This window comes from Mesorhizobium sp. M0227, assembly GCF_040321855.1.
GTDB lineage: Bacteria > Pseudomonadota > Alphaproteobacteria > Rhizobiales > Rhizobiaceae > Mesorhizobium.
In genome coordinates this window covers 14,551-33,071 of record NZ_JAMYSJ010000044.1, presented here as the reverse complement: position 1 = coordinate 33,071, position 18,521 = coordinate 14,551, and the positions used below count along the sequence as shown (strand labels likewise).

The window sequence follows — 18,521 nt, the reverse complement described above, 5'->3', positions numbered from 1 at the left end:
TGAATGCCATCGCTGCGCTAGCGGTTGCCTTGCACGAAGCCGCGAACCCGTCCTTCCGAAGCTACGGCCAACAGACGGTCAAGAACGCCAAGGCTCTGGCACATGCACTGCTTGAGCGAGGTCATGACCTGGTGACCGGGGGGACGGACAATCACATGCTGATCCTTGATCTTCGCAATCGGCCACTATCGGGCAAGGCCTATGCCGAGCGACTAGCAAAGGCAGGAATCATCACAAACTTTAATATGGTGCCTGGCGACCCGCGGGATCCGGCGGTCACAAGCGGAATTCGCCTGGGGGCACCAGCAGTGACGTCAATGGGCATGCGCGATGTGGAAATGGAGCAAATTGCTGGCTTCATTGACTCCGTCCTCCAGCGGCCAGACGACGAAGATCTCCATGCCTGCGTGCGAAGAGACGTTGCCGACTTGTGCGCTGCGTTCGAGGTCCCGGGCATCTCCGACAAGTAAGGTGGGCCAAGCAAAATGCCCATACCACATCCAACACCCGAAGCGAGGTATTCATGGCTAGGCAGTTCGTGTTCTCTTCCGAATCGGTTGGCGCGGGGCACCCGGATAAGTTGGCCGACAACATCTCGGATGCCATCCTCGACGCCATCCTCCGCACAGATCCCAAGGCGCGCGTCGCCTGTGAAGCGTTGGTAAAATCAGGGATAGTCGTTCTGGCTGGCGAGATTACCAGCGATGCCCAGGTGGATTACAGCCAAGTTGCGCGCGATACGATTCTCGACATTGGGTACGACGACGAGGCCGTCGGCTTCGACGGCCGGCGTTGCTCCGTCGTCCATGCCCTCACCGAGCAGTCGCCCGACATCAGCCAAGGCGTTGACGAGGGAAGAGGGCAAGACCTCCAGCAGGGAGCGGGAGATCAGGGCCTCATGTTCGGCTACGCATGCCGCGAAACCGATACCCTGATGCCTTTGCCGATCCAGCTCGCTCATCGCTTGACGAAACGGCAGGCGTATGTCCGGAAGGCACAGCTTGGCTGGTTGCGTCCTGACATGAAATCCCAAGTCTCAGTGCGCTATGAGGGGTTGCGCCCGGTCGCCCTGGATACCATCGTCGTGTCGACGCAACATGACGAGCAGGTCTCGCAAGAGACTGTCCGCGAGGGCGTCATTGAGGAAATCATAAAGCCTGTCCTGCCGACCCACCTGGAGACGGAAGGCATCAGAATTCTGGTCAACCCGACGGGGCGGTTCGTAGTCGGCGGGCCGCGCGGCGACTGCGGTCTCACTGGACGCAAGATCATCGTCGATTCCTATGGCGGGATGGGTCGTCATGGCGGCGGCGCCTTCTCGGGCAAGGACCCGTCCAAGGTTGACCGCTCGGCTGCCTATGCGGCCCGCTATGTCGCAAAGAACATCGTCGCCAGCGGACTTGCGGACGTGTGCGAGGTGCAGCTTGCTTACGCAATCGGCGTGGCCAGTCCGGTTTCCGTCATGGTCAACACGTTCGGGACAGCCAGGGTTGAGGAAAGCAGGATCGAGCGCCTCATTCTTGAGTTGTTCGATCTCAGACCGAAAGGCATTATCAAGATGCTTGATCTCTTGCGCCCTATATACCGCAATACAGCCACCTATGGCCATTTCGGCCGTGAAGAGCCTGATTTCACCTGGGAGAAGACAGACAGGGCGGACGAATTGCGTCGCGAGGCAGGACTAGCCGCCCCGTGAAGCCGCCGGCGAGCGAATTGGCAAGCGGAAAGCCCAAGCGGAGACATTGATGCCGGATTATGACGTGCTTTGCATCGGCAATGCCATTGTCGACATCATCGCCCAGTGCGACGACGCTTTTCTGGTGACCAACGGCATCATCAAGGGTGCCATGAACCTCATCGATACCAAGCGCGCCGAGCTGCTCTACAGCCACATGGGGCCGGCGATCGAGGCCTCCGGTGGCAGCGCCGGCAACACGGCGGCCGGCGTCGCCAGCTTCGGCGGCCGCGCCGCCTTCTTCGGCAAGGTGTCCAACGATGCGCTGGGCGAAATCTATGCGCACGACATCCATGCGCAGGGCGTTGCCTTCGACACCAGGCCGCTCGAGGGCGAGCCGCCGACGGCGCGCTCGATGATCTTCGTCACCCCGGACGGCGAGCGCTCGATGAACACCTATCTCGGCGCCTGCGTCGAGCTTGGGCCGGAGGATGTCGAGGCCGACAAGGCGTCTGGCGCCAAGGTCACCTATTTCGAGGGCTATCTGTGGGACCCGCCGCGCGCCAAGGAGGCGATCCGGCAGACGGCGAAGCTCGCGCACGAGGCCGGGCGCGAAGTCTCGATGACACTGTCGGATTCGTTTTGCGTTGACCGCTACCGCGACGAGTTCCTCGACCTGATGCGCTCGGGCACGGTCGACATCGTCTTTGCCAACAGCGACGAGATCAAGTCGCTCTACCAGACCTCGTCCTTCGACGAAGCGGTGGCGCAGATCCGCAAGGACTGCAAGATCGCCGCCGTCACACGCTCGGAAAAAGGCTCGGTTATCGTGCGCGGCGACGAGACCGTGGTCATCCATGCGACCGCCATCAAGGAGCTGGTCGACACGACGGGCGCCGGCGATCTCTACGCCGCCGGTTTCCTGCATGGCTACACGCAGGGCCGCGACCTCAAGACCTGCGGCGACCTTGGCTCGCTGGCGGCCGGCCTGGTGATCCAGCAGATCGGCCCAAGGCCAAGGCAGAATTTGCGCCGCGAGGCGGAACGGGCTGGGTTGCTGTAGATGCGCGGGCAACTAACCAGCCGCCCTACTGACGCGATCATCGCAGTGGCGGAACTGTGTCAAAGCTCGCTGATAGCGACAGCCATTCGCTTCGGAGAACTGACCGATTCTGCTGCCGTGAAGCTCGCTGGAAGAGCGGTGCAAGGCGGGCTTGCCTTGACGGCATTCACCGTCATCGAGATCGCCACCGGCATTTTCCAGAAGCTCAGCTTGGGGAAGGCCAGTAAGGTTCCTGAGGTAACGGAGAACTCGCGGCGTCCGTCGGAGCACTTGACTTGCGATCACGTCCCACGATGCCGAATGCGGGCAGACTGGTTCGCCATTGGTATGGGACCAGCGGAATTGGCAGCAGGGCTTCATCTTCGTCAATCTCGACGAGGCGCCGGATGTGGAGCCCGGCATTCGCGGATGTCAGGAAGTGCTCGCCTGGCTGGTATTCACATCGCGGTCTGGCTTCCACGATTTTGGGATCGTCGAGGGCAACGAGGAAGGGATTCAAAAACGGGCCCTGACGGGCGGAAAGGGACTATCCCGCCCTCTCCGATCTCCGTGTCAAAACTCTTCGGCAGACGCAGGATCGCATCACGGGGCCCGGCAGCCTTGGCGGCAGCGACATAGTTTCAGTTCATTTCAACAGGTGCTGGCATCTACTGGGTGTATCTCTTATCCGAACAATCCAACAATTACCGCAAGCACGGTCCGCTCGATCGGGTCGCCAGCTATTTTCGCGATAAGCCGGTTCTTGAGGGCGCCGAAGCCGAAACGCGACAATCGGTCGCCATTTGCTCTGACGCTCGTCAGATTCTCGTCAGCAGGGGGTGTGCCAATCTGGGAATGCCAGTTGCTCCATCATGGGGAATATTCAACGGAGGCATGAAATGGACGCATTGAACAACGCCAACTCGCCGCGCCGGTACCTCACATGGCAAACTGGGGCTGTTCACGAACTAATCGCTTTTGAACAACCTCTGAGAGACTTGCCACAGGAGCGAGAACAACAAGCCGAAGTTGGCCCGTCCCGTCCTGTTGTCTCAGCCGCAGACCAGCGCTTCAACACGGCGGCCCAGCAGCCACATAGGAGTCTTATCGCAATTTCCAACCGCGGTGCGACTGTCAATTCTGATCAGCCCAAGACAGGCGGGCTTTCGGCGGCCCTGGAGTGCGTCGTGGAGCGTTCCGGCGCGGTCTGGGTAGGTTTTTCCGAGCATCTGGGCGACGGGGATAAGCAACAGGTGCCCCTCGTGCAGCGTGGCAAAGGTCAAATCGGGTGGCTTGATGGGCCGGCAGCGGACTATTCTCGGTACTATCAAGGTTTTGCAAATTCAATATTGTGGCCGGCGCTCCACTCGCTGCCGGACCGGATCTCAGGCTCGGAAGAGGATTATAAAAGTTATCGCGACGTCAATGCCTTCATGGCGCGCGCGGTGTCCGAATTGGGAGATAACGCAGTCTACTGGGTTCATGACTACCATTTCCTGCCGCTCGGCGCTGATTTGCACAGACTCGGCATTGACCGGCCGATCGGCCATTTCCTGCATACGCCATGGCCCGAGTCTGACATGATGGAGCGCGTGCCCAATTCTGGCGAGCTAATGAAATGTATGCTCGAGTATGATCTGCTCGGTTTCCAGACCGACCGTGATGTGAGCAATTTCCTCGCCTGTGTCCAATCTCATTTGGGGCTGGAGAGCAAGAACGGGGTCGTTTTCTCGGACCATGGCCAGACGCAATGCCAAAATTTTCCTATAGGTATCGATCCGAAGCAATTCGAACAGTGTGCCGCAGATTCGCTTGAGGCGCAGAAAGCCTACATTTCGCAGTTGAAACTTGGCGGAGCAAAGCTAGTTATCGGCGTCGATCGGCTCGACTACACCAAGGGCATCGACAATCGGATTAAAGCTTTCGATCTGCTGGCAGTCGAGCCGCAACGTGTCTCGCTCTTGCAAATCGCAACTCCCTCACGTGGCGACATCCAAGCGTACAGCGAATATCGGCGCGACGTCGAAAGACTCGTCAATCAAGTCAACAACCGGCATGGCACGGACGAGTGGATGCCGATTATCTATGAGAACAGGTCGTTCACCCAAGCTGAGATATCGGGTCTTTACAGAGCCGCGCGTGTTTGCGTTGTGACGCCGTTGCGCGATGGCATGAATCTTGTGGCGAAAGAATACATTGCTGCACAAGATCCGAGCGACCCTGGCGTTCTGGTGTTATCGAAGTTTGCCGGCGCGGCCGAAGACTTCGGCGAGGACGCCTGGTAAATCCGAGGCTCTCCGACGAGATAGCTACCGCGATCTCAAGAGCGGCCAGCATGCCGCGCGAAGAACGCATCCAACGCTGGCGGAGGATGATGGACAAACTTGAAGCGTATACGATCCACCATTGGTCAGCGGACTTCGTTCGGCAACTGGACAGCAGCCGGGTTACGGTCCCTGCGGATCACTTCCACTATGTTGGCTTGGGCTGGATCAGCGAGGCCCAAATGCCTTCGTATCGGACCGAGCCAGAATTGCACACCGCGCTGACGCGTGCACTGGATAAAAACTGGGTCCTGCCGATCGTATGATGCAGAATATGAAGCACGCGAGCTTTTCCTGCATTTGCGCATCCCTCAATGCCGAGCGCTTGGAGAGAGAGATACTTATCCTGACCGCCTGAATGCGGCTTAAGCGGCTTATCGGGACCACAGTCGGGCTTTGCATCAGACCCTTGAGCCAGGCTCCGTCAGTGTGGTCTCTTGCCGCCGAGCGGAGTCATCACGATTGCCTAGTCACCCGTGATGACGACTGGCGTGCCAATTCCCCCCGGACCACGGTTTGGCGCTCACTCCGAGAAAACCGCTTCTACCACGCACGCACGGCTTGCGGCCGCATCGTTAAACATCGCCACCAATGCGATCTTCTGCATTCTAATGACGTTGTCACGCGCTTGAAGTCTTGTCCGAAATCCTTCATCGGCGACCTGCGAGGGATGTCGCAGCCCGACAGGGATCCATTAGTTGGACAATGGTGGCAGCGGAGCAGCGCCGCCAATGGGCGACTGAATATTTCACAATGTTAGACAAGCGTAAAAGCGAAATCACATAACGACATAAACATTTCGTTATGCGTCATTGACAAAAGAGCGGACTGCTGTGATTGTCTGCGTGTCGTGGTTCTCGCGTGCGGCGCTGCCGCAGCGGAGCTAAGAGGGAAGCCGGTGCAATGCCGGCGCTGCCCCCGCAACTGTTAGCGGCGAGCCAACCCCACTCATGTCACTGAGGCGAATACCCTCAGGAAGACGGGTAGAGGCTATGACCCCGCGAGCCAGGAGACCTGCCACGGCGAATTACGTCCACGGGCGGGGTGTCTCGGTGGCCGCTGCAAGCCGGCGTTCGTGCCGGCCTGCTAGCGCCTTCCTTGTCATCGACGCCCCAACCATCGGGGTATGACATGACTGACTCTCAGGAAATTCCTATAGCAACGCTCGGCGTGCCGCGCTTCGGTCGTCGGCGAGAACTGAAATTCGCGCTTGAAAGCTACTGGTCCGGAACATCGGCCGCTGGCGACCTTCTCACGACGTCGAAGGCGCTCCGTGCCGCTAGCTGGGAAGAGCAGCGCGATCGCGGCGTGTCGAAAATCCCGTCGAACGACTTCTCGCTTTACGACCATGTGCTCGACACCGCAGCCATGGTCGGGGCCGTTCCATCCCGTTACGGCTGGAATAGCGGCGAGGTCCCACTTGACATCTACTTCGCAATGGCGCGCGGCAACCAGGGTCAGACGGAGGATTGTGGACACGCTGGTCACCAGGAGGAGGCTCATGGACCTGGTGTAACCGCGATGGAAATGACCAAGTGGTTTGACACCAACTACCACTACATTGTGCCGGAACTCGATGATGATCAGACGTTCGCCCTCTCGTCATCGAAGCCGGTCGATTACTTCCTCGAGGCTAAAGCTCTCGGCATTCACACACGCCCAGTCATCCTTGGACCCATCACCTTCCTCAAGCTGGCGAAATCGCCTGCCGAGGGGTTCGGTCCCATCGCGCTCCTACCGCGGCTGCTGCCCGTTTACGAGCAAGTCCTGCAGAAGCTGAAGCTGTCGGGAGCCGACTGGGTGCAGATCGATGAGCCAGCGCTTGTCCTCGATCTGAACCCGAACGAACGAGCTGCGTTCGAATTCGCCTATGGCCAGCTGTCGAAAGCCGCGCCCGAGCTGAAGATCATGCTGGCTACGTATTTCGGGTCGCTGGGAGACAATCTCGAAACCGCGGTTTCTCTGCCCCTGGCCGGGCTGCATATTGATCTCGTGCGCGCTCCCGAGCAGCTGGAAACGGTGGGTCGGCTCGCTCCGAAGGATCTGGTGCTCTCGCTTGGCTTGATCGATGGCCGCAACGTCTGGCGTGCGAACCTGCCCGCCATTCTCGACCGCATCAAACCGATCGTCGCCGGCTGGCCCTTGGACCGCGTCGAGATCGCGCCTTCTTGCTCGATGCTGCATGTGCCGATTGATCTGCGCATGGAGACGGAACTCGACGCCGACATCAGGTCGTGGCTCGCCTTCGCGGCCCAGAAGACCGACGAGCTGGTCTTGCTGGCCCGGGCCCTGTCCCAAGGCAGGGATGCGGTGGCAGGCGCGTTGAAAGCGTCTGCCGAGGCTGCCGCCACGCGCGTGACATCCACGAGGATCCATGACCCGCTTGTTCAGGGGCGGATCGCTAGCATTGAGGACAGCGCGAAGCGACGAGAGAGCGCTTTTGGCGAGCGCTCCAGAGTCCAAGCCGGCTCACTCGGGCTGCCGCCGTTCCCGACGACGACCATCGGGTCCTTCCCGCAGACGCCGCAGGTACGCAAGGCGCGGGCCGCTCATGCGAAGGGCCAGCTGAGCTATGTCGACTATGAGACGTTCCTGAAGAAGGAGATCGAGGCTGCAATTCGCTGGCAGGAAGAGATCGGGCTGGACGTGCTGGTGCACGGTGAGTTCGAGCGAAACGACATGGTACAGCATTTCGGCGAGCAGTTGTCCGGCTTCGCGTTCACCCAGCATGCCTGGGTACAAAGCTATGGGTCGCGCTACGTGCGTCCCCCCATCATTTTCGGCGACGTATCGAGGCGCAATCCGATGACAGTGCGCTGGTGGCAATTCGCCCAGTCGCTTACGGAAAAGCCCGTGAAGGGAATGCTCACAGGCCCAGTCACCATTCTCAACTGGTCTTTTGTTCGCGACGACGTACCCCGCTCCGAAGCCTGCCGCCAGATCGCGCTCGCCATCCGCGACGAAGTGACGGATCTCGAAAGGTCCGGCGCAAGGATGGTCCAGATCGATGAGGCCGCCTTTCGCGAAGGATTGCCACTGCGCCAATCTGACTGGAAAGTCTATCTCGACTGGGCTGTCGAATGTTTCCGGATCGCTTCAACGGGTGTAAAGGACGCGACTCAAATTCATACCCACATGTGCTATTCGGAGTTCAACGAGATCATTCACGCGATCGCTGGAATGGATGCGGATGTCATTTCGATTGAGACGTCGCGCTCGAAGATGGAACTGTTGGACGCCTTCACGAGCTCCAAATATCCGAACGAAATCGGTCCCGGCATCTATGATATTCACTCACCACGCGTCCCGGAAGTCGGCGAGATTTCGGACTTAGTCATGCTTGCCCGCGAGCGACTGTCCGACGGCCAACTGTGGATAAACCCGGACTGTGGCCTCAAAACACGCAAATGGGAGGAGGTCCGCCCTGCCCTCATTAACATGGTCGCTGCAGCACGCGCGCTCCGGCAGAAAGTGCAGGCGTGAGGCTTCTCTTCCTCACCGTGTGGGGAGTTGCCGACTGGCGGATGTCGGCCGGGAATATGCCAAACCGATCACACTCTTGGAAATAAGCCACTCGGCGAAAATGTGCAATTTTCCTTCGGCACGTGTCCTCATCCCGCAGAAATATGAATGTGACACTACGCTATAGTATTGGTCCTTGGGAACATACAGGCCCCGCGCCTCGAACAAATCGTACACACGTCGTTTCTCAAAGTAGACTGCTTGGCATGTTCGCTCAGGCGGCGACAATATATGGTGCTGCGCGTCTGTCCGCTTCCCCAGCTGATTCGCGCAGACTACGGGCGAGGTGGCAGGTTTCGGGTATTGCTAGCCTCCCGCCAATTCGGAGATGGATGTGGCAATTCGTGTGGCCCAAGTAAAAGCCGCAATCATTTTCGATTGCGACGTCCGCAGCCAGTTGGCCCTTTATTTTCCTGAGATCTGCGTTACAGGCCGGGGCGTTGTCGCCGTTTCGGAGGGTAAGATGGGATAGGCGACCTCGGGTGCCTCTCCGGTCAGCGAGTTGAGGAAGGCAACAAGCAGGTCAACTTCTTCGTCCGCCAGTACTACGCCAAGCTGGGTGGTCCCCATGATGGCGACGGCCTGTTTCAGATCCCAAACCTTGCCCGAATGAAAGTATGGCGCGGTGAGTGCAACGTTGCGCAGCGGCGCCACGCGGAAAACATAGTAGTCATCGGCTGCATTGGTGACCGCAAATCGGCCCTTGTCTTTGTCCGGCAGGACCTCGGCGCTGGGCTGTTCCACGAGGCCGAATGGGAAATAGGCTTGCCCACCAACGTTGATGCCGGCATGGCAGGACGAGCAGCCTTTGTCCATGAAAAGCGCCAGGCCCTGTTTCTGTTCGGAAGTCATGGCAAGCTCATCACCATTCAGGAAGCTGTCGAACGGGGCCGGTGTGACCAGTGTCGCCTCGAAGGCTTCGATCGCCTTGGCGAAGTTGTCGAAGGTGACCCGATCGGCTTCAGCCGGAAAAGCTGCATCGAACCACTCGACATATTGCGGCATGGACTTGAGCGTGGCGATGACTTGGTCCGGTGTATTGGCCATTTCGATGCCGGCTTGGACCGGTCCCTTCGCCTGAGCCTTCAGGTCTGCGGCACGACCATCCCAGAACTGAGCGATGTTGAAGACAGCGTTCAGTACAGTCGGCGCGTTGCGCTGTCCCTTCTGCCAACCATGGCCGATCGAGGTTTCGTGATTGTCGTCGCCGCCGGTGGCCAGGTTGTGGCACGAGTTGCACGACAAGACGCCTGACGCCGAGACGCGTGGATCGAAGAACAGTGCCTTGCCGAGAGCGATCTTTTCCGGGGTGATCGGGTTGTTGGCGACTGTCGGCGTGGTGGATGGCAAAGCCCTGAAGGTGGCCAATGCCGTATCTCTGAGGTCGGTGGGGATCGAATCCGCAGCAAAGGCGGTGGGTGCCAGCAAGGTGACAGCCATCGTTCTGAATAGGATTTTCATAAATGGTCTTCCTGCGTCGTGCACGCAGCCACTATGCGATCTGCGGCTCATGAACGCCCTGAGCTAGATCAGTTGAGGGAGAGGATCGGGGTCTGGCACCCGTTTTCGCGGCTGAGCTGGGACCCTCTTGGAAGTGATCGCTCTTCTCGATTGGACTTCAGGGAGGAGGAGTATCCCTGCTCGGCAACCGTTTGTATGCATCAAAGCACGCCCTGAGGGCGGCTTCGTAGATTCGGTCACTGCGATCTTCCCGCCATCGTTGAGAAAGTCGAGAGCACCCGCAAGACTGGCAATCTCTTGCACGATGTGCGCTGCACGCCTTGCGAAAAGTGAGCTTCTGAAACCTCAGGGTTCATTCGTTCCTCCGGACCTGCTGATTGCGTGAATCGACCTTATCGACACCCGCCGACTGCACATTGTGATGTCACCAGCGATGGCGGTTTCAATACCTAAGCAGCGACGGTCTATGCGACAGTATGGATGTCCTATCGGAATAGCCGGTCCGCCTTGTCGATCGTCACACCGGCATATAGTTCCGCTTCTACGAACATCCCATCACGCGAGGAAAGACATGGCCAATACGCGCAGTATCGCCAATCTAGCCCTTGTGCCGGCGCGGCGCTTGAGCAGGTCCACCGGCTGTAACTGCCTCACACCTCGATCCACAGATCCTGGGCGATGACCACGTTGTCGTCGTCATTTGACGGACGCGGGGCATTGGCCCATAAGCGAGCCACCGCAAACTGGCGGTTGCCAATGCGTAATGATGTGAATTGGAATGATCTTCGGTTTGCGAAACACGCACGTCCGACGCAGCTTGCGTTGACAGAGGCGGTTTTACGCGCAATAGCACTTCCGCCGGCCTATTTTTGTGGAGTTCAATTGTGGTTCGGCCAAGGGCGCTGGGCGCCGGACCGGCCCCGTGTAAACCTCATTAAAGAGAGAGAGAGAGAGAGACCCTGCATGGAAGAATTCTTACCGCGCATCGCCACTGGTGCCGGCATCGGCCCGGCTCTCGCAGAGAAGGGCGTTGGGTTAATGCTGGGTTTCCTGCAAAGCCACGCGGCCGACGGTCCCGTTGCGCGCATGATCGAGGCCATTCCGGGAGCTTCGGAATTAGTAGCGAAGTATCATGGCGACGACCCAGAGGGTGGCGGCCTTATGGGGCTCGGCCAGCAATTAATGAGTGAGGGTCTCAGCATGGCAAAGATCGCCGGCCTCGCCAACGAGACGATCGCCTGCGCCAAGGAACATGCCGGCGACGAACTCGTGGACGAGGTCCTCAATTCCGTTCCTGGCCTTCCCCAGTTCGTCTGATCAGCGGCAGCCGGGGGCGCATGACCTCGTGCGCCCGTGCCGGCCCGTCTGCGCAGCAGGCATTCTCCGCCGAGCGTTCCGTACCGATCTCGCCAGACCACCGACCGCCGGCACGCGAAGCGAGCGTTGGAGTACTTCATTCGTCTATTCCAAAATCGACCTCAGGCGAATCGATGTGTATAATTTCCGGCGGTAAGGGTTTATCCTGAACGCTTTCGATGAAGCGCGCGAGATAAGCAAACGTATTGTATTTCTCAAGGACCAACCGCTTCGCCTCTCTTATTGCGCCGCGACGTTCCTTCCAGAGGTCCGAGTCGATGATTTCTTGAATTTTTGGGATTACGTTCTTGTCCTCTGGGTCAATCAGAACCATAGAGTCCGAAGGGAAGAACCTCGTGATTGCCGGGCTGCCGTAATAGATCGGCATTGTTTCAGCAACGAAGCAGTCCATAAGCTTCTCTGTAAAATAGTAATCAGCACGAGTATTCTCGAACGCTATACTGTAACGGTAAGGTGCGAGTGCGTTCCATTTATCTCCAATCAGCCGAAAACCTCGGCCGAACAGGTCAAAATCGAGCTCCTTTCTCAGCCGTTCCAGAAACGCCAGCCGATATCGATGTCCTTTAAGCAGGGCGATGTCACTGGTAATCCATGAGAGCCGAAGCGGCTTATCCACGACTTCGCTGACCAGAAGTTGGTCATATGTCTTGTTTACAGACCAAGACCGAGTGATAGGTGGAGACAAAACGAATCGGCGCGCTGCATTCTGCCGAGCAGCCAGCTCTGCGTCACACGTCAGGACGATAGTATTTTTCCCCTGCCCTTCATGAAACGCGCGATGAGCTTTCGTCGGCGGTTCGCCGATTGCAAAAATTGTCCTGTTTGGGCTCGCCTCGATATCAACAGGGAGCCCGAAAAGAGAAGCAGAGTTAAAGACGATATGCCAATCGGGCACGAAGGATGTCGTGCGAACAAAAGCGACGTTGTTCCAGATTCCACTGCCCTTTGGAGTGAGATGGTGGATTGCATCATCCAAAACGCCCCAAGAATCTAGACATGTAGCAACAATGGGCGCCGGGCGTTCCGTCAACAATTTGGCCGACAAAGAAGTTTCACTCCCTTCACTCGTGAAGGTACTCAATCGCCATTCCGGATTGCGGTAACATTGGGCAGCATAAACCTTCCGGGACCCGCTGTCGAGGCAATTGTCGCTTTGCACTTGACCAGGTTCTTCCTCGCTTTGTGTGGTGATCAGGCCGGCTGAGTGGCAGCATGCGTGCCCTAATGAGTTCGCAGCCGCTCTGCCCAATGGTACGTTTAATCGTCTTCAGGCGGTTGATCAGCCCTTCCGCCTGGCCGTTGCTCCACGGTAGTTCAATGGCATCGCGAACGGCGTCAGCTGGCGTAGGACCCGACCGAAACGCGTGATGGCGACGGACCCGGAGTTGACGCTACGTCGATCGAAGTGTCGAGCTTGCCCAATTCACAGGCCCCGCAAAATGCCGCGGCAGCGCATGGCAAGCCTGCGCATAGTGGCAAACTCATGTGATCCCTGCTTCAGGACGTCGACCTTTGTGGCCTGGTTGATCATCAGCACATCCCGAGGCTTCGTGCAGGGGGCCGGGGCGACTACCGACGAGATCACACGGCCGGTCGCGGGATTGGTATGGGACAGCGTCGCTGGCTGGTTGACGCGTATGATTGAAGCAGGCGACGCACTGTCCTTGCCCGGCCTCTCGGCGCGGCGCCAACTTGCGAGAAGCCGCTCCAGATTCGAGAAGCTGCCTGTGTCGCCGCGCTGTTCGATATCGTGGAACAGGTGTCGTCCGCAGCGATTGCCGTCTCTCGAGGACCGGCTAAGAAACGCCTCGAAATACATTGATGTCCTTGGTTACCAGCGGCGGTTCCCAGCCCTTTGGAAGAGCGGCTCACCGGGCGATGAACTTACATTTGGCCATGGCCAATGAACGTCCATCGTCCCTGATGCCACCAGCAAGCGATCACGATCCCTCGATTTCACAGTCCAAAGAAGTAATACCGAGACAAAAATACCGCGCTTAGGCCCGAGACTACTAGCAAATTCGACGCAAAGTTACAGCCGGGACGCGTCACGCACCTCGGCAGCGTCGCCAACAACGAGTGGCTCAGCGTCACGACGGGAAATATGGCGCATCGATGTCGCTTCTGGACGAGCATTGGCAATAACGCTGTCGAGACATTGTTGCTTTCGGCGGCAACCGGCCCTATGAAGCGACGCTTCGCTGACTATGTTTCACCGCCTGGAGAGTTTCATGACAGAAGAAGCCGGAAAAAACGTCGACACCCTCATTGAGCTTGCCGCCGATGTCGTGTCGGCCTATGTCTCCAACAATCCGATCCCGGTGGGGGATCTCCCTGCCCTCATCGGCCAAGTGCATGCGGCTCTGAGAGCGACGGCCGGAGGTGTCTCTGCGCAAGAGCCGGTCGCCCTTACGCCTGCAGTCCCGATCAGGAAATCGGTGACACCGGACTACATCATCTCCCTTGAGGACGGGAAGAAATTCAAATCGCTAAAGCGCCATCTGTCGACCCACTATGGGCTGACGCCGGATGGATATCGGGCCAAATGGGGCCTGCCGGCGGATTATCCCATGGTCGCGCCGAACTACGCCGCGGCGCGCTCGACATTGGCCAAGACGATGGGGCTCGGCCGCAAACCGAAGGCGCCGGAAGCGCCGGAGCCTGCGCCGACGAAGCGAACCCGCAAGAAGGTCGCGGCTTGATTTCGGCAATCGAGATTCGTTCTGGAGCGTTGCAGCCATCGGCTTAATCTGCGCGTCATATAAAAAGGCGGGGCCAACCCCGCCTTCCTTTCAAACAACCTTGTTTCATGAGGAATTCGCGACGCCTGCAGCAATCTGCTGCCCTCAGTTTTTGCTCGGTCCCATCGAGCGGCCGTGAGGACCTACGTGCCTACTCTTGCCAGGACGCAGGAGAAAATTTCAACCAGCTTTGCTGAGGCTGCCAGCGGAGGACTTGCCAGTGCGGCGATCCTGCTCGATCTCATAGTTGATCTTCTGGCCGTCAGCGAGGGTCGAGAGGCCCGCGCGTTCGACAGCGGAAATGTGGACGAAAACATCCGGACCGCCATTGTCGGGCTGGATAAATCCAAACCCCTTGGTGCTGTTGAACCACTTTACCGTTCCAGTCGGCATATACTTGTTCCTTCTTTTACAATGCAACGTGGGCAGGCCATTAGGCCTGTCCGAGTCATAGCCGAGAGTTGGGCGCAGCAAAAAGCGAAAAATTGTTAAGCCCCGATCAGCTGGCGCACTCCATTGTGGGCGTAGCCGCCAGCAAGCACTGTCCTACACTACCGCTCGAGCGTGGCCGGAAGCGCCCAATTTCTTCCAACGCTCCTCAGCGCCACGTCGATGGCTCGTGTTTGGAGGCACGGGACGTAAGGCCGACCGCTGCTCGTGCCGCAGGTCAAAGGCCGGGTAGTTCACGGAACTGCCTTCGAGCATAACGGCTTGGCAAGCGCATGAAGGAGTTTCGATTTGGATTGTTTCAAGAGGGTCGAGGGGTTGATCGATGCGACCAGCGTGGAAGCGATCGATAGCGCGCGCGTTTTGCTGGACCAGTTCAAGGGCAAGTCAGAAACAATCGCCCAAGCGATTGACGACTTCCTGCTTGATTTCATGACCTTGCTGTTTGTGGTAGAAGCCACCCGCGAGCAGTTCCACAATCCGGCGAGGCGGTTAGCGCGCATCAGATTGAGCAAGGTCAGGCTGTTACTCACGCGATGCTCTTGACCTAAGCGACCACTCCGCCAGGCATGCATTTGCAGCCGAGCGCACCAGGCGGTATTTTACGCACATGAAATCAATCGCGACTGCTAATTCTCCTGTTTGGTGCCCAGGGACAACGGCAAGCGCGCACAGCTTCGGTGCTGCTGTCCTGCAGCGACAAATGTTGCCTGCATGCCCCCACGGCGAGCGCTGGAGCGACAACATCTCAATTCTGTCCGTCAGTGCAGCGGCCTTCGAAGCGCATCGTGTACCCCTCCCCGGCAGCGCGCCTCATCGTCTTCCGAAGGAAGACGATACTCTCAGCCATGCTCGCGTCGCCTTCAGCCCTGTTCGATGGCCCATAATGTCGGATGCGCAACATGTCAGACCCGACTTGTCTTCATGCCTCGAATGGTTTTCTGATCTGGCACGGTGCATGCATGGTCGTCCGCAGACGTCGCGGACCAAGGAAAATCCGTCCAATGACCACCTCGCCAAGAACACCGCCGCAGGTCTCCTGGGTCCATCCGAAGATGAGGCTCGAGTGAGGCCTGGCCGCATGTTGGTCTGGCTCGGCGCTGCCCGCCGATCCTCCCCACGGGGAGGCGAAGACGCAACGCGTTCATCAAAATGAGGAACAAATCACTTTGCCTCGAACCTTGCCTTTCCAACCGGAGCCATCGATCGCTCCCCCTGGCTGCGCACGGCGTTCACTGCCACCGCCCTGGCCCTGGTGACGACCGCTCCGGCTCTGGCCGCCACCGACGGCGGCAAGATCGCGGATTTCCTGCTCGACTATGGCATGGAAGGATCGACATCCGCGATCACCGCGCGCCAGTCGTCACTCACATGGTACAAGGTCAGCAGCGCCGACGAGCCACCCGGCAAATCCGGACTTGCCCATTTCCTTGAGCGTCTGATCTTCAAGGCGACCACCAACCGCGCCGGCAGCGAGTTCGACCGAGCCGTCTCAGTCAGCGGCGGCTACAATAACGCCCCAACGCTATGACTAGCTTTGGGCGACATGATTGGCTTCGAGGCCGATCGCATGTTCAACCTCATCCTCAACGACGATATCAAGACCGAGCGAAACGTGATTCTGGAGGAGCGCCGTTGGCGCAGAGAGACGAACCCGCAGGTCTGCTGGACGAGGAGGTCAACGCGACGTTGCGGCCGATCAGCCCTACCGCATCCGGTCAACGGCTGGATGCAGGAGATGGACAAGCTGAACACACCGACGCATTCACGATCTACAACAAATGCTGCCGACCCGAACAACGCCGTGCTGGTGGTGGCCGGCGACGCAGAGCCTGAGACGGTGAAGGCGCTGGCCGCGAAGACCTATGGCAAGGTTGCGCGCGGGCCGGTCCTGCCCCCGCGCACCTGACCGGCCGAGCCCGACTAGTAGAACCGCGAGGCATCTTCTAGCGATTTCAGGGTATTCTCCTTTCCACTTGGGTACCGTGGTCTGCTAGCTGTCTGGCCGAGGCCCTATAAGGAACTTGGCATCCGGAATAGACACCGCACTTGCCATATACCCCTGCTGCGTTTGAGGAGGAATCCGGTATTGCCCCTGTGCCTGCCGATGACCCGTCACCTGAGATCCCCTGACCTGTTTCGATCCATTGATCGCCTGCCGACACTTGGCACGCGGATTAGCGAGCGGACATTCGAGGTTCTCAACCCGTCGACCGGCGAAGTGCTGGCAGAACTACCCGACATGGGTGTCGAAGAGACATGCGCTGCGATCGACAAGGCCTATGTCGCGCAGCCTGGATGGGCAGGGTTTACCGCCCGTGAGCGCAGCGACGTTCTATGGCGATGGTATCAGTTGATCATCGACCACGCCGACGATCTCGCTGCAATTCTCACCGCGGAGATGGGCAAGCCGCTTGCAGAGGCCAAATCGGAGCTATCGCATGCTGCGGCGTATCTGCAATGGTACGCCGAGGAGGCAAATCGCGTCTATGGCGAGACGATCTCCGCACCATCGATGGACCGCCGAATGTTGGTGATCAAGCAGCCCATCGGGGTCGTCGGCACGATAACGCCATGGAATTTCCCAGCCTCGATGGTGGCGCGCAAAATCTCGCCAGCCTTGGCAGCGGGCTGCACGATCGTCCTCAAGCCCGCTGAACAGACGCCGCTCGTGGCTGGAGCAATGTTCGCCCTCGCCCATCAGGCAGGCTTCCCCGAAGGCGTCGTCAACCTGATCTATGCGTCCGAAGGTGACGCGGTCGGCCGCGAACTTTGCACAAATCCCAAGGTCCGCAAGATCAGCTTCACCGGGTCTACGGAGATCGGGCGCCTACTCATGCGCCAGTGCTCGGACCAGATCAAAAAAGTCAGCCTAGAGCTCGGCGGCAATGCACCTTTCATCGTGTTCGATGATGCGGATGTCGATGCCGCGGTTGACGGTGCGATCCAGGCGAAGTACCGCAATGCCGGCCAGACCTGCGTTTCAGCGAACCGCCTTTACGTCCAGTCGGGCGTTCACGACGAGTTCGTCGAGAAATTCGTGGAACGGGCTCGCCAACTTCAAGTTGGTGACGGTTTCGCTCCCGGAGTGGACATCGGGCCTCTCATCGACAAGCAGGCTCTGGCAAAGATTGAATCCCATATTGCCGATGCCGTAGCTAAAGGCGGCGCAATTCGATGCGGGGGCAAACGCGTCGGCACGAATGGCACGTTTTTCCAACCAACGGTCCTGACCGGTGTCACCAGCGAGATGACCGTGGCGCAAGAAGAGACATTCGGGCCGCTCGCACCGATTATTCGCTTCAACGATGCGGATCAGGTCGTGCGTGATGCCAATGAAACGATCTACGGCCTCGCGGCGTATTTTTATGCCTCTAACCTGAAGCGTGTCTGGCGTGTCGCCGAGGCCTTGGAATATGGAATGGTCGGGGTAAATACCGGCCGGATGTCTTCGGAAGCGGCGCCGTTCGGTGGGATAAAACAGTCCGGCATCGGGCGGGAGGGATCCCGCCATGGCCTCGAGGACTACCTCGAAATGAAATACCTCTGCATGGGCGGCATCTGAAGCATCGGCTTGCAGGGTTCACAGACGGGTTACCAAGCGAGCGATCTCCAAATATGTGAATTGTTAGGATCGCTCTTCGATTGGGAGCTGAGGGGCGGTCTGCAGCCGAGCAAACACGCAATCCTGAGGAGCCCCCTAAAATAGCTGGATGTATCTCTCGACGAGACAAGCGTCTGCATTGTCGGCGAAGACGGCGCGCATGCGACGGAGGATACGCTTGCGATTTGGCGGCCCTCGCCGACTATCCTCAGGCGACGGGCTGTCGTTGCGCGGGTCTGGTTGGAAGCTTGTGCACCAAGCCATCGTCAACGCTGATTGAGCAATATCCGGCTTCAGGGGCAGAATTTGGACCTGCTACATTCCGATA

12 protein-coding genes, 3 pseudogenes and 1 riboswitch are annotated in these 18,521 nt (G+C 58.7%); of the genes and pseudogenes, 11 read left to right on the top strand and 4 right to left on the bottom strand.

The genetic code is table 11. The annotated features are described in order from the left end of the window. From glyA to metE, 5 genes and pseudogenes are all read left to right on the top strand, one after another. Nucleotides 1-470 (top strand): annotated as a pseudogene (glyA, locus tag NKJ00_RS30915) (serine hydroxymethyltransferase); the annotation flags it as partial. Nucleotides 471-523: 53 nt separating this feature from the next. Continuing rightward, on the top strand, nucleotides 524-1,696 hold the full coding sequence (gene metK, locus NKJ00_RS30910; RefSeq protein WP_023812683.1) for a methionine adenosyltransferase: 1,173 nt from the start codon (nucleotides 524-526) through the stop codon (nucleotides 1,694-1,696). A gap of 49 nt (nucleotides 1,697-1,745) precedes the next feature. Further along, nucleotides 1,746-2,738: an adenosine kinase gene (locus NKJ00_RS30905; protein ID WP_023812682.1), complete on the top strand. Its 993-nt coding sequence runs from the start codon at nucleotides 1,746-1,748 to the stop codon at nucleotides 2,736-2,738. 851 nt (nucleotides 2,739-3,589) lie between these two features. Next, nucleotides 3,590-5,307, top strand: a pseudogene (locus tag NKJ00_RS30900) (alpha,alpha-trehalose-phosphate synthase (UDP-forming)). A gap of 568 nt (nucleotides 5,308-5,875) precedes the next feature. Further along, nucleotides 5,876-6,077, top strand: a riboswitch (cobalamin riboswitch). Between the two features lie 119 nt (nucleotides 6,078-6,196). Next, complete coding sequence (gene metE, locus NKJ00_RS30895) at nucleotides 6,197-8,524, top strand: 5-methyltetrahydropteroyltriglutamate--homocysteine S-methyltransferase (protein ID WP_352632423.1); 2,328 nt, start codon at nucleotides 6,197-6,199, stop codon at nucleotides 8,522-8,524. A 444-nt stretch (nucleotides 8,525-8,968) separates the two neighbouring features. Here the strand turns inward: metE and NKJ00_RS30890 are convergent, their stop codons facing one another. Then, nucleotides 8,969-10,024, bottom strand: coding sequence for a cytochrome-c peroxidase (locus NKJ00_RS30890; protein ID WP_023737107.1), 1,056 nt, complete (start codon nucleotides 10,022-10,024; stop codon nucleotides 8,969-8,971). Nucleotides 10,025-10,987: 963 nt separating this feature from the next. Between NKJ00_RS30890 and NKJ00_RS30885 the strand changes: the two genes are divergently transcribed. Further along, entirely contained in the window at nucleotides 10,988-11,341 is a 354-nt protein-coding gene (locus tag NKJ00_RS30885) for a hypothetical protein (protein WP_023737108.1), read from the top strand. A gap of 136 nt (nucleotides 11,342-11,477) precedes the next feature. Here NKJ00_RS30885 and NKJ00_RS30880 read toward each other — a convergent pair whose 3' ends face one another. Together NKJ00_RS30880 and NKJ00_RS32270 are read right to left on the bottom strand one after the other, a co-directional pair. Beyond that, complete coding sequence (locus NKJ00_RS30880) at nucleotides 11,478-12,482, bottom strand: glycosyltransferase family 10 domain-containing protein (RefSeq protein ID WP_352632421.1); 1,005 nt, start codon at nucleotides 12,480-12,482, stop codon at nucleotides 11,478-11,480. Between the two features lie 124 nt (nucleotides 12,483-12,606). Then, nucleotides 12,607-13,232 (bottom strand): annotated as a pseudogene (locus NKJ00_RS32270) (transposase); the annotation flags it as partial. A gap of 400 nt (nucleotides 13,233-13,632) precedes the next feature. Between NKJ00_RS32270 and NKJ00_RS30870 the strand changes: the two are divergent. Beyond that, complete coding sequence (locus NKJ00_RS30870) at nucleotides 13,633-14,103, top strand: Ros/MucR family transcriptional regulator (protein WP_023783325.1); 471 nt, start codon at nucleotides 13,633-13,635, stop codon at nucleotides 14,101-14,103. A 219-nt stretch (nucleotides 14,104-14,322) separates the two neighbouring features. Here the strand turns inward: NKJ00_RS30870 and NKJ00_RS30865 are convergent, their stop codons facing one another. Then, nucleotides 14,323-14,535 (bottom strand): cold-shock protein, encoded by a 213-nt coding sequence (locus NKJ00_RS30865; RefSeq protein ID WP_023679670.1) that lies wholly within the window; start codon nucleotides 14,533-14,535, stop codon nucleotides 14,323-14,325. Between the two features lie 345 nt (nucleotides 14,536-14,880). On the opposite strand from NKJ00_RS30865, the gene NKJ00_RS30860 reads away from it, so the two are divergent. The 4 genes from NKJ00_RS30860 (at nucleotide 14,881) to NKJ00_RS30845 (ending at nucleotide 18,154) form a co-directional block, all read left to right on the top strand. Beyond that, nucleotides 14,881-15,135 (top strand): hypothetical protein, encoded by a 255-nt coding sequence (locus tag NKJ00_RS30860; protein WP_023671853.1) that lies wholly within the window; start codon nucleotides 14,881-14,883, stop codon nucleotides 15,133-15,135. Nucleotides 15,136-15,844: 709 nt separating this feature from the next. Next, on the top strand, nucleotides 15,845-16,120 hold the full coding sequence (locus NKJ00_RS30855; RefSeq protein WP_352632417.1) for an insulinase family protein: 276 nt from the start codon (nucleotides 15,845-15,847) through the stop codon (nucleotides 16,118-16,120). Nucleotides 16,121-16,126: 6 nt separating this feature from the next. Further along, entirely contained in the window at nucleotides 16,127-16,498 is a 372-nt protein-coding gene (locus NKJ00_RS30850) for a peptidase M16 family protein (RefSeq protein ID WP_352632415.1), read from the top strand. 198 nt (nucleotides 16,499-16,696) lie between these two features. Next, a complete protein-coding gene (locus NKJ00_RS30845; RefSeq protein ID WP_352632413.1) occupies nucleotides 16,697-18,154 on the top strand; it encodes an NAD-dependent succinate-semialdehyde dehydrogenase in 1,458 nt (485 codons plus the stop codon). Nucleotides 18,155-18,521 lie beyond the last annotated feature (367 nt).

Bases quoted from the DNA above. Each gene is read 5' to 3' on its own strand.
- metK (WP_023812683.1), top strand. From the start codon at position 524: ATGGCTAGGCAGTTCGTGTTCTCTTCCGAATCGGTTGGCGCGGGGCAC.
- NKJ00_RS30905 (WP_023812682.1), top strand. From the start codon at position 1,746: ATGCCGGATTATGACGTGCTTTGCATCGGCAATGCCATTGTCGACATC.
- NKJ00_RS30890 (WP_023737107.1), bottom strand. From the start codon at position 10,024: ATGAAAATCCTATTCAGAACGATGGCTGTCACCTTGCTGGCACCCACC.
- NKJ00_RS30885 (WP_023737108.1), top strand. From the start codon at position 10,988: ATGGAAGAATTCTTACCGCGCATCGCCACTGGTGCCGGCATCGGCCCG.
- NKJ00_RS30870 (WP_023783325.1), top strand. From the start codon at position 13,633: ATGACAGAAGAAGCCGGAAAAAACGTCGACACCCTCATTGAGCTTGCC.
- NKJ00_RS30865 (WP_023679670.1), bottom strand. From the start codon at position 14,535: ATGCCGACTGGAACGGTAAAGTGGTTCAACAGCACCAAGGGGTTTGGA.
- NKJ00_RS30845 (WP_352632413.1), top strand. From the start codon at position 16,697: ATGACCCGTCACCTGAGATCCCCTGACCTGTTTCGATCCATTGATCGC.